An 11,367-nucleotide genomic window follows, 5' to 3' on the forward strand; every position below is an offset into this window, starting at 1 on the left:
CAAAAAGCTCCGGGAAACCGGAGCTTTTTTGTGTTCTTATCGTTCTTTTAACATCTTAGTCGCAAGGTCTAGCATCTCCACTGCCTTTTGGTAGTGCTCGTCCAACAAATCGTAAACGGCATCTTCCGACAGGACACCACAATAGACCTCTTCAGGAAAGTCTGGTTGATTGGACAGTTCGACATCCTCCATATAGACCTGGCTAGTGTAGTAATCGCGAAGGGCGATATAGCGAGACTGGCCAGCTTCCACTCGTTGCAAACAGGCTTCAAGCTCTTCGATTAAGCCTTGGTAGGCGTTGAGATGGCCTTCCATCTCTTGAATTCGTTCGATAGGGGTCATGATTGTTCCTTTCTATCTGCTAGAGAAACGACTTGCAATTGCTCTCCTCCTAGTAGGATCAAATACGATTCGATGCAGTCTACACCATAGGAGCGACGGAGGGCTTCTGCGTAGAGTTCCAGTTGGGCTTGGTAGCGATCTAGCATGTCCTGAGGGTTGCGGTAACGGTCTGTCTTGTAGTCAAAGAGAAGGATCCGATCTTCCAGAAGGAGGTAACCGTCTAAGATCCCCCGAACCACAAAATCCTGACCACTAGTTGGATCCGTCTTGAGCATGGAAAATGGGGCTTCACGATGGACCTCGTCTGCCTCCTTGAGCATGAGTTGGCCCAAGTCAGTCTGGAAGAAGGCCAAAACCTTCTTGAGGTCGATCCGCTCCTTGACTGCTGGGCTGGCATTGACCTCTTTGAGAACCATTGCTAGGCTCTCCATCGTTGGCATCATCGTCAATGGAATCCGTTGCATCAGTTCGTGTAGGGCACTACCGACTGCTGCTCCTGTTACAGCTTCTTCCTTGCCGAAGTTTGGAAACTCAAAGCTTGGTAATGGGACGTCCGCTTTTTCCATGAGATCCACTCCTTCCATATCTTGGATGGGTTCATAGAATTTTTTAATTTGACTCGGTGTCCGTACACTAGGGAGTTGGATAGCTGCTTGATACTGGGTATTGAGTCGGTCCACAGATTCTAAGACATCTAAGGCCCGGCGGATCTCTTCTGATTGGCGGTTGTCCTTGAGGTCATCGACTGGGAGAGATGTCTTCAACTCCAAGTGACCGATTTGCTCCGGCGTCAAGTCTTGGTCGGTCACAAAGTGGGTCTGATAGGCCAAGTGTTGCTGGGCAAAAACTGCCTGAATAGCGTAGAGCCAGTCTTGGAAACAATTGATCTCCTTGCGAAGAGCTGGGCTCAAGCGTCCATTGACACTGGCTCCCCATTTTCTCTCTTCCAACTTATCCTGCCGCCCCTTACCGACCAAGTAGAGCTTGCGCTCTGCCCGGGTCATAGCGACATAGAGGAGGCGCATCTGCTCCGACAAGGCTGCCAGACGAATTTCCTCGACATTTCGCTGGTAGGGCAGGGTCTCAATGACCAAGCGTACCGACTCGGGAAGTCCCTCTTGATCAGACTCGACAGGAAGATTCGCAATATACTTGATGCCCACTCCATTCTTCCGGCTGATGACGGCATTGGTAGACAGTTCCTTGCCGACAAACTTTTTGTCAGTATTGAGGATAAAGACATAAGGAAACTCAAGCCCCTTGCTCTTATGAATGGTCATAAGCTGGACAGCATCCTTAGGAACTGCCTGGGCAACATTGGCCAAGTCGTGCTGATTTTCCAAAATCTTATCAATCATGGAAATAAAACGAGGCAACCCCTTGAAGCTAGAGCTTTCAAAGTCATTTGCCCGAAGGGTCAAGGCATAGAGATTGGCCTGCCGTTGGACACCATTTGGTAAGGCACCCACATAATCATAATAGTGGCGATCTTGGTAAATCTTCCAAAGCAGATCGTAAAGGGAGTGCGTCTGGGCATAGTCACGCCAGGCATCCAGTGTCTCCATAAAGCGAGTGAGTTTCTCTTTTAAGCTCGCATCGATCAACTGAGGAGCACTTCCAGTCTGGTCTAAGGCATGTTGCAGTTTCTCATAGAGATTTTCTGCTTTTTTGCCTTCACCTCTCTGTAAGGCTAAACGGGCCAACTGGTCCTCGTCAAATTCAAACATGGCTGATTTCATGAGGGCCACCAAAGGATAGTCCTGTAAGGGATTGTTAATGGTGCGGAGGGTATCCAAGAGGACCATGACCTCAACGGACTGGAGGTAGTTTTCCTCTCCCCCGTCCGCAACGATAGGAATCTGATAGGCTTCAAAGGCTGAAAGAACCTTGTCGTTCCGGGTCCGAGAAGCTGTTAAAAGCGTCATATCCTTGAAAGGTACCCCCTCTTCATTGTGGAGGCGGATGATCTCCTTGATGACCAAAAGGACTTCACCTGAGGATAGACTATCCCCTTCTTGCTCCTCGTCTTCACCTGTTTCATCCACTTCCTGACTGCCATTATAGAGCAGAAACTCTGTCTCATAGGCCGGTGTCGGCTCTTTCTTATCCGGATTTCCTGCAATCAAGCGATGGCTCTGGTCATAGAGTATTTCTCCAACTTCCTCATCCATGAGGCGTTCAAAGACATGGTTGGTCGCTTCTAAAACCTCTACATGGCTACGGAAATTCTCCTTGAGCAGGATCAACTTGCCATCTGCCCCTTCTTCTTGGTAGGCCTTAAACTTGTCATTAAAAATCTGTGGGTCTGCCTGACGGAAGCGGTAGATAGACTGCTTGATATCTCCCACCATGAAGCGATTGTGGCCGTTAGACAAGAGCTCCAACATCCGCTCTTGGGTGTGGTTGGTATCCTGGTACTCATCGACCATGACCTCGTGGTAACGCTCCTGATAGAGACTACGGATATGGGGGAATTCTTCAAGAATCTGGATGGCAAAATGGCTGATGTCGCCAAATTCAAAGGCATTTTCCTGCTTCTTGCGCTCTAAATAAGCGGTTGAAAAGGCTTGGACAAAGTCCCTGAGCAAGACCAGCAAAGGCAAGGGTTCATCCTTGAAGCGAATCTGATAGGTTAGCTGGTAGTGCTGGGAAGCTGCTACCCGCAAGGCTTCGATGCGTTCTTTGCGTTCATCATTGAATGCCGTAGCTAGCTCTTTCAGGTCTTCTTTTCGTGTCGTGATGGTCAGGCTTCGTCCTCCGCTGGCACGGGAGATCAAGACCACCCGCTCCAAGACCTCAAAAATCGCTTCCTGGCTGGGTTTCTCATTGAGACTAGCAATCAAGTCTTGAATAGCGGTGACATTTTCTTGGTACTTGGCTCCTGAAAATGCTTGTCCTTCATTTGCCAGATGGAAAGTAAAGAACGATTCCAATTCAAAGAGTTGCTCTTTTACCACTTGGGCTAACTGGTCCAAGGCTTCATCATAGTCCAGATCCTGATAGCCTTTGAGGAAGGACTCCTTCAACCAGATGAGAGGATCCGCAGTGGATTGGAGGAAGTCTACTAGTGCATAAACCTGCTCCTTAAAGCCAGCTAGCGACTTGCCCTTTCCTGTAAAGTTCTTAACTAGACGACTAAAGAGGCGGTCAGGACCTTGCTCCTCATAAAAGCGCTCAAAGACTTGTTCAAAACAGTCATTCTTGAGTAAGGACTGCTCGCTCGCACTTTGAAGGATGCGGAAAGTCGGCGAGAGGCCTAATAAATAGCCGTATTTGGAGACCAGTCGCTGCGTGAAGGCATCCATGGTCCCGATATCACTAGTTGGTAATTCTGCGATTTGTTGAGCCAAGTGGCGCATGAGCTCCTCATCCTTGGTAGACTTGAGGCTCTTCTCCAACTCCTTTTCTAAGCGTTCCTTGAGCTCAGTTGCTGCCTTAACCGTAAAGGTCGAGATAAACAATTGCTGGATGGAAACCCCTCGGTGCAATTGATCCAGGATCCGTTGGACCATGACAAAGGTCTTCCCAGAACCAGCCGAAGCTGATACTAGGATATTGGTTCCTGACGAATAGATGGCTTCTATTTGCTCAGGGGTCCGTTTTTGTTCCTTGTCAGACAGGGCCTCCTGGATTTGGAGGTCTTGAATCTGACTGTGACTTAAAAATTCAATTGGTTTCATTGATTCAATTCCTCCTTCATTTTTTCTATCCAGGCCTGACGGAGCTTGTCACCGACTGGGCGTTTGTCATACTGACTTAGGTCCAGTTTCTTCAAGAAACGGGCTTGTCCTAGGTGGCGATTGGCTTCAAATCCCGTAATCGATTTATATTGTTCTACATACGGAGCAATGCTTCGACCATTTTCAGTATAAGGGTTGATAGCAAAGTCACCCGACAAGATACCTTCGGCTGCTTGTTGATAGAGATGGGCATTGTAGAGCAAGAGCAGATCTAGCTCCTCTTGACTCAGCAACATGGCCTTGTTTTTCTCATAGCTCTCCCCTAATTGACTGGCTTGGTCTGCCAAGAAGAGCCCCTTGTATTGTTGGGATTTTAGAACCGCTTGGACAGCATCTTCGACCGCCTTGGTATCCTTGAGAGGCACCAAAGGATCCGTCATCTGCAAATACATGGCACCGAAAATCCCCTTGTCAGGATCAAACGCCTGAAAGTCTTTGATAGCAGATAGATAAGTTGGCAACTGGGAGTTGAGGCCATTATAGAACTTCTCAAAGTTAAACTTAGTCTCACTGGACTTATAGTCCACCACTCCCAAGGCCCCTGTCTCAGACAGCCGATCAATCCTATCAACCTTGCCCTTGACCAAGAGCGGACGACCATCTTCTAAGGTTAAGAAGGGGCGATCTTCTCGGCCGAAGAGAGCTTCCTCTCCAATGGTTTCAATACTGTCATTGTGGGCGAGGACACGACCAGTCGCCCGAGCTGTATCCAGGAGCAATTCTTTTGAAAAAGCGGCCATAGCATTCTCCTGATAAAGGAGGGCAAACTCTGTCTCCTGGCTGGTTTCGCGAATGGCCTTGTGCAAGCGCTCATCAAAATCTCCTTCTGAAGGATCTTTCAGCACCCGTTCAAAAATACGGTGCAAGAAATTCCCATGGCTTCTCGCGTCTGGGCGCAAGTGCCACTCCTCCTGCAAACCTAGGACATAGTGAAGATAATAGCTATATTGGTTTTGGTAGTAGGTGTTGAGAGCTGAGGCAGATAAAGACAGAGCCTGCCCTTTTGGATAAAGGACTTCCAGCGTCTCATCCTCTAAGACCTTGGTCGTCAAGCTGTGGCTGATTTGCGGGATATGCAAGCCTTCTGAAGCTAATTTCTTCCGAAGAATGCGAATGGCAACTGCCCAGAAGGTCGCTTCTTCCTTGCTCAACTCCTGGTCAATTTCTCCCTGGTGCAATTCAATCAGTCGAGCTAAGAGGGCCTGGTAAGACCCCATATCTTCACTAGAGGCCCTTGCCTTCTTCTCAATGACGGGTAGAGCAAGCGGTGCCTTGGTCAGCTCGAACAAGTAAGGGGACATCTTATCGTCCACCTCATTGACAAGAATAGGGCTGGATAAGACCAGCTGTTTGGTGGCCGCATTGAAGAGAGATAGGGCGACGAAGCGATTCTTCCGTAAGTTGTCCTGACTGGCAATTTGGAGATTAGCCTGTTGGTCTGAAGCTTGGTTCAGGACCTGACGCTCCTCATCCGTCAGCAAGGATTGGTCCTTGGCAATCTTAGGGAAACGCTCCTGGGTCAAGCCAATGGCATAGACATAAGGAGCTGATAAGGGCTCAATCAAATCATAGGACTGGACTGTCACCACATCCACTGTCGCTGGGACCGTTCGATAACTTGCCAACAAGATCCCTGACAAGAGAAGGCTAAGAAAATCATCTAAGGTCACCTTGATTTGATCAAAGACCTGGGCAAATTGTTCTAGCACATGGCTAAAGGACTTCCATACCTGGTCATAGCGTTCCATTTCCTGTTCAGAGCCACGACTGGCTAACTGTTGCATGTTTTGCGCCAACTGGGCATCTTGACAAAACTGGGCAAACTTTTTCAGTAGCCCCTGGCTGGTCTGGCTCTTGGTCTTGTAAAAATCCTGAAGGGGACCGATGACCTGCTGGCGAATCTGGTTGAGACGCTCTAGGTCAAATTTGTCATGGTGATTGGCTGTAAAGTCACGAGAAAAGGCAGCTAAACCCTTGATTTCTGCAAAGCGAACATATTGTTCAAAATGGTCGATGTCCTCTCGCGTTAGCGCCCCATAGAGCCCCGTCTTCAAGAGATTGACCACATCCTCGGTCAAAAACCGATAGCGACGAAGACGGTCCAAGGATTCCACCCATTGGACCAGGGGATGCTGGGACATGGACTCACTCTTTCCAAGATAAAAGGGAATCTGGTACTGGTCAAAGATGGTTTTGAGCTGGAGCTGATAAGCATCCACATCCCCCAAGAGGACTCGAATATCTTTGTAACGAGCTCCCTCATACAGACGCTGGCGAATGGAGCGGGCTACAGCCTCTAATTCTTCCTTTTGATGGTTACAGGTCCAAATCTCTACTGCTTCTCGATCTTGATCAAACAGCTCACCCTCTACCTCTGTAAAGTCATAACGAGCTTCCAAGATCCGCGTCATACGACTAAAGGCATCCTCTTTTCCTTGACCGACATAGCTTGGCGTGACCTGGTAGGTCCTAGCCAAGTCTAGCAGGAAGTCGACACTTGCCTGGTAGAGGTTTCCTTCACGAAAGGTCGAGCGATAGGCTTTCTCACTGGCGTATGCCCCAATAATGATCTCGACGCCCTTGTCGTGCAGTAAATGAACCAGGTAGTCCTCCTCGGCTGAGAAACGCGTAAAACCGTCAATTACTAGGGCCAAGTCTTTCAACTCCTCATCCAAATCTCCCTTGATAAGATGAGAGGCAAAACTAGCCAACTTAGACTCAGACTCAAAAGAACCTGCAACTAACTGGTCTTGAACAGCCTTCAAGATATGGATCAAGTCTTCTCTCTTCTCCTGATCTGGCAAGGCATCCAAGTCGGATGCTGTCATCTGGGCTGTCTGCAACTCATGAAAGAGCTGGATCAATTGTTGGATAAACTGGGGATCCTTCTTAAGACGGGCATAAACCTTGAGCTCTTCATCCGGCATCTGAGAAAGCACCTTAAAAAAGAGCATGCCAAGACCGATATCATCGAGCGACTGCTGCTGGTGACTTTCATTGAGTGTAAAATAGCGTGCCATCTGAGCAAAGCGCGTAATGGTGATGGCAAAAGAAGCCTTCTGGTCTATGAGTTGCAAGACTTTGTGCTCCTTCTCAAAAGATAGAGAGTTGGGCGCGATATAAAAGACCCGCTTCCCTTCTTCAACCAATCGATTGGCCTCATCCACCAAGACCTGGGTTAAAGGGGTTCGAATATCTGTATAGACTAATTTCATAATGTTAGGATTCCTGTAAAATGATAGTTCTATTATACCATCTTTGCGCCTTTTCTACAGGGATTTTCCCATCATTCAGGAGATTCAAAGCAGATAAAAAAACTGGACAAAACGTCCAGTTTTTCAAGCATTTAATTAACTTCCCCAGTTAATTAAAAGATAGAGTATGCTAGAGCCAAACATATCGGCCAAAGCATGCATGAGGAAGAATGGCAAAAGATTTTTGATCACCTTCTTGTAGAGGAAATAGTAGAAGAGTCCATAGATAACTCCGATGACCACTGCCCAAAGCAAACCTTGGTAGGTATGGAAGGAGATCCGAATCAAGATTGAATAAGCCAGTGCCCACCACTTGTACTTGTCATTAACAGATGTCATGACTCCTAAGAAGAAGAACTCTTCGTAGAAACCATTCAGCAAGGCATAAGCAATCGCCATGGGACTAAGCGCTAAGAACTTGTGAATAATCTGCATGGGATCGATATAAGGAAGGAGATTGATATTGAAGTAATCGTACTCTCCACTCACCGTTGTCACGATATCCCCAAACAGACCAACAATGGCAAAGATCAAAGGTACCCAAAAGAGGACGGACCATTTAAATCGAATTGGAAGCTGTTTAAAATCGAAATTCCTGAGCAGCAAGTAAGCCAAGGCAAGGGCTAATAAGATAATCTGTAAAGTAAAGTTACTGGAGTAGGCTGCCCCATCCGTTGCTGTATTGGTAGCTGTCTCCGTGGCTGTGCTAACGGTTTGCGCAACTGGTTGAAGACTGGCAAGGAAGAGTTCTGTAGACCAGACAATAAACTGCCCAAACATGATCGCAGTCACAATAGCGATATCATACCATTTGAGCTCTTTTAATGGCTTTTCAGGTCGTATAAATTTAAGAATGTTCATCATTCATCCTTCTATTCCCATAATGGAAGTGTTTTTGATAGTTCTACTATAAAAGAATATGCTTAAAGAAACTTTAATTCTTAGTTAGTAATAAAATACTATTAGTAAAGAGGCTGTGACAAAAGTCCTAGCCTCTCAATTGTCTTTGGATTGTCGAGCAAGACGCAGTGGTTGAGTGGGCTTTACTGCGCTGATTTTATCAGCTTTTACAGCCCTACTCAATTGTGCGGAGGTGGGACGACGATATCGAATTCTAATGAATGACCGATTTCTGTCCCACTCTCTCTCAGTTTGTTTCCTCTAAGAGGTCTTGGATTCTATCCAGATACTGGTTGTCTGTCACCGCCATCACGCGCACCCCTTCTGGCCAGATAAAGTCGGGACCAATCTGACTTCGCAAAGGCTGGTCTTCCGCATCTCGATAGCCAATAATATTGAGTTGATATTGGTCTCTGATTTCCAAGTCTCGGATGCTTTTTCCTACCCAGCTAGCTGGAACCGTAAACTCGACCACCACCACTTCTTCATCCAACTGGAAAACTTCAATCCCATGTTGGAAGAGAATCATCTTAGCTAGGGACATTCCCGCTTCCACCTCTGGTAGGATGACCAAATCAGCCCCAATTTTCTCAAGGACTTCCTTGGTCACTTCATTCTTGACCTTGGCAATGACATGCTCGACGCCAAGTGACTTACAGTGCATAACAGCCAGCACACTGGACTCCAGGTTTTCACCCGTCGCGATCACGACTGTGTCACAGGTACCGATATCAGCCGCATCCAAGAGGTCCAACTCCGTAATATCCCCGACAATTCCTGTTGTAATCATGGATTCATATTGGTTGATCACATCTGCGTGATCGTCAATTGCAATAATATCCACATCCTGATCCTGCAGAGTTTTCAGGACACTCTGTCCAAAAATTCCTAATCCTAAAATTCCAATGGTTCGATTCTCCATAAGTTTCTCCTATCCAATAATGATGTCTGCCTTGGCATACTGCAAGGTATCTGCTTTCTTGGCTTGGTAATTGTTCAAGCTAACCATGAGGGTCAAAGGACCAATCCGTCCGATAAACATGAGGACCATGATAATGCCTAGTCCCGCTCCATTTAAGGTTGAGGTTACATTGGCGGTCACTCCCACTGTCGCTAGAGCGGATACCACCTCAAAGACCAAATAAATAAAGCGTTGGCCATCCGGCGTCACCAAACAGATTCCTAATAGCCCCACTAAGAAGGTCAACTGGAAAATCACCGCCGTCCCAAAGGAACGTTGAACAATGTCTGGTGAAATCGTACGTTTTCCTAAATTGGTATGTGGTAGCCCCAATAGTTCCTTCCGAGCCAGGAGCAAGAGGACTAGGAAGGTGGTGATTTTCATGCCCCCTGCTGTCCCACCTGGTGCTCCACCTAAAAACATCTGCAAGAGATAGATGAAGAGCGTCACTGGTCGGACTGCTGTATAATCTAAGGAAGCAAAACCAGCTGTCCGCATGCTGACGGTTTGGAAAAAGCTGACCAAAATTTTCTCTCCCAAGGGGAGGGCCCCAATGGTTGCCGGATTATCAAACTCGGTCAAGAGACTGGTTACTGTCCCAAAGAGAAGGATCGCAGCTGTTAACCAGAGAACCACCTTGGTATGGAAGCGAAGAGTCCGCCGTCCTGATTGATTACGGGCCTTGGTAGCGAGGTCAAACCAGACCATAAAGCCCAATCCACCAGTAATAATAAGGGCAGACAAGGTCAGGTTCACCAGCCAATCGGTCTGGAAACTCATCATACTATCGCCCCCAAAATTATCAAAGCCCGCATTACAGAAAGCGGAAACCGCGACAAAGATAGAGTTAAAGATTCCATGGCCCCAACCAAAGCGAGGAATGAAGCGAATCATGAGGAGCAAGGCCCCCAGTCCTTCGATGGTAAAGGTGGTAATGAAAATAGAACGGACAAAACGGGCCAAGCTCTGGTTATTGCTAAAGCTAAAGCTGTCCCGAATGGTCTGTCGGTCCTTGTAGCTGAGTTTTTGACGACTTTCCATAAAGAAGAGACCGATAAAGGTCAAGATCCCCAGGCCACCGATCTGAATCAAGAGCATACAGATCAACTGCCCCCAAGCATTGTAGGTCGAGGCTACTGACTGGGTAAAGAGGCCCGTCACACAGACCATGGAGACTGCTGTAAAAAGGTGGTCGACATAACCTGCTTTTGAGCTTGCTTGCTGGACAAAAGGCAGACTCAATAAGAGGGAGCCAATTAAGATAACCAAGAAAAAGCTGAAAAAGATCCTCCTTGCTGGAGACAGACTTTTCATCTTGGACTGCCATTGTTTAATTAATAATTTGACTAACATAGCTTCATTGTACCATAAAAAGAGAATAGACCTACAAGTGAAGAACCATTTCTAGGCACAATTCTAAGGCTTTATCGAATGCTTCAGATCCCCAGTCACGCTGGTCATAATTTTCCAGGTCTGCAAGAGAATCTGCGGTAAATAGGAGCAAGCCCCAAACCGCATCACGAAGCTGGGCTACTGCTGCCAGTGAGGCGCACTCCATCTCCACCACACTACACCCTTCTTCAATGCGATAGGCCACCTTGTCAGGCGTTTCTCTATAAAAGCCATCCGTCGACCAGGTCATGACCTCTTGATAGGGAATGGACTCTTGTTTTAGGACCCTTTCAATGGCGGTCAATGCACGACTGTCCACTTCGATATAACGGGAGGGTGCTACATAATGGTAACTAGCTCCCTCATCTCGCAAGGCTTTTGTTGGGATTAAAAAGGCATTTTCTTCCATGTCTACCAAGACGCCACAGCTACCTGCCGAAATCATCTTCTTCACCCCATAGCCAATTAACCAATCCATGAATTGAGCTGCTGGTGCAGATCCAACTGGCGCTTGGGCTAAGCAGATTTCCTCTCCTTGGTGCTCCATGACATAAACCGGATAGGTCTTGGTAGCTGAGACAAAGCTAGCTACTTGTTTGGCTCCAGCAGCTTTGGCAAAGCGGTCAATCTCATCCTCTAAGAAAGCATAAACGCATTTATCAGGCAAACGCAAGTCTAACCCCTCATGGGTCGGCATAATGACTGCCTGTGGGTTGTCGTCAAACTCTAAAATAGGAATTTCATGTTTATGGATCATCAGCTACCTCCAAACTTTGTT

At 47.3% G+C, this 11,367-nt stretch carries 7 protein-coding genes; all 7 read right to left on the reverse strand.

Annotated features, from left to right (window positions below):
- Positions 1-36 precede the first annotated feature (36 nt).
- Complete coding sequence (locus tag ABT997_RS03235) at positions 37-342, reverse strand: DUF4298 domain-containing protein (protein ID WP_048690060.1); 306 nt, start codon at positions 340-342, stop codon at positions 37-39.
- Entirely contained in the window at positions 339-4,022 is a 3,684-nt protein-coding gene (gene addA, locus ABT997_RS03240) for a helicase-exonuclease AddAB subunit AddA (RefSeq protein ID WP_350018723.1), read from the reverse strand. The genes ABT997_RS03235 and addA overlap by 4 nt, the downstream gene beginning before the upstream one ends.
- Positions 4,019-7,297 (reverse strand): ATP-dependent nuclease subunit B, encoded by a 3,279-nt coding sequence (rexB, locus tag ABT997_RS03245; RefSeq protein ID WP_350018724.1) that lies wholly within the window; start codon positions 7,295-7,297, stop codon positions 4,019-4,021. The genes addA and rexB overlap by 4 nt, the downstream gene beginning before the upstream one ends.
- 135 nt (positions 7,298-7,432) lie before the next feature.
- A complete protein-coding gene (locus tag ABT997_RS03250) occupies positions 7,433-8,197 on the reverse strand; it encodes a CPBP family intramembrane glutamic endopeptidase (RefSeq protein ID WP_314369846.1) in 765 nt (254 codons plus the stop codon).
- A 286-nt stretch (positions 8,198-8,483) separates the two neighbouring features.
- A complete protein-coding gene (locus tag ABT997_RS03255; protein WP_314369845.1) occupies positions 8,484-9,158 on the reverse strand; it encodes a potassium channel family protein in 675 nt (224 codons plus the stop codon).
- A 9-nt stretch (positions 9,159-9,167) separates the two neighbouring features.
- Entirely contained in the window at positions 9,168-10,550 is a 1,383-nt protein-coding gene (locus ABT997_RS03260; protein ID WP_314369844.1) for a TrkH family potassium uptake protein, read from the reverse strand.
- 31 nt (positions 10,551-10,581) lie between these two features.
- Positions 10,582-11,346: a nucleoside phosphorylase gene (locus ABT997_RS03265; RefSeq protein ID WP_314369841.1), complete on the reverse strand. Its 765-nt coding sequence runs from the start codon at positions 11,344-11,346 to the stop codon at positions 10,582-10,584.
- Positions 11,347-11,367 lie beyond the last annotated feature (21 nt).

The sequence above is a fragment of the Streptococcus australis genome (assembly GCF_040226615.1).
GTDB classification, from domain to species: domain Bacteria; phylum Bacillota; class Bacilli; order Lactobacillales; family Streptococcaceae; genus Streptococcus; species Streptococcus australis_E.

What these genes read in the sequence shown, in the direction of transcription:
- ABT997_RS03235 (WP_048690060.1), bottom strand. Translation starts at nt 342, where the DNA reads ATGACCCCTATCGAACGAATTCAAGAGATGGAAGGCCATCTCAACGCC.
- addA (WP_350018723.1), bottom strand. Translation starts at nt 4,022, where the DNA reads ATGAAACCAATTGAATTTTTAAGTCACAGTCAGATTCAAGACCTCCAA.
- rexB (WP_350018724.1), bottom strand. Translation starts at nt 7,297, where the DNA reads ATGAAATTAGTCTATACAGATATTCGAACCCCTTTAACCCAGGTCTTG.
- ABT997_RS03250 (WP_314369846.1), bottom strand. Translation starts at nt 8,197, where the DNA reads ATGAACATTCTTAAATTTATACGACCTGAAAAGCCATTAAAAGAGCTC.
- ABT997_RS03255 (WP_314369845.1), bottom strand. Translation starts at nt 9,158, where the DNA reads ATGGAGAATCGAACCATTGGAATTTTAGGATTAGGAATTTTTGGACAG.
- ABT997_RS03260 (WP_314369844.1), bottom strand. Translation starts at nt 10,550, where the DNA reads ATGTTAGTCAAATTATTAATTAAACAATGGCAGTCCAAGATGAAAAGT.
- ABT997_RS03265 (WP_314369841.1), bottom strand. Translation starts at nt 11,346, where the DNA reads ATGATCCATAAACATGAAATTCCTATTTTAGAGTTTGACGACAACCCA.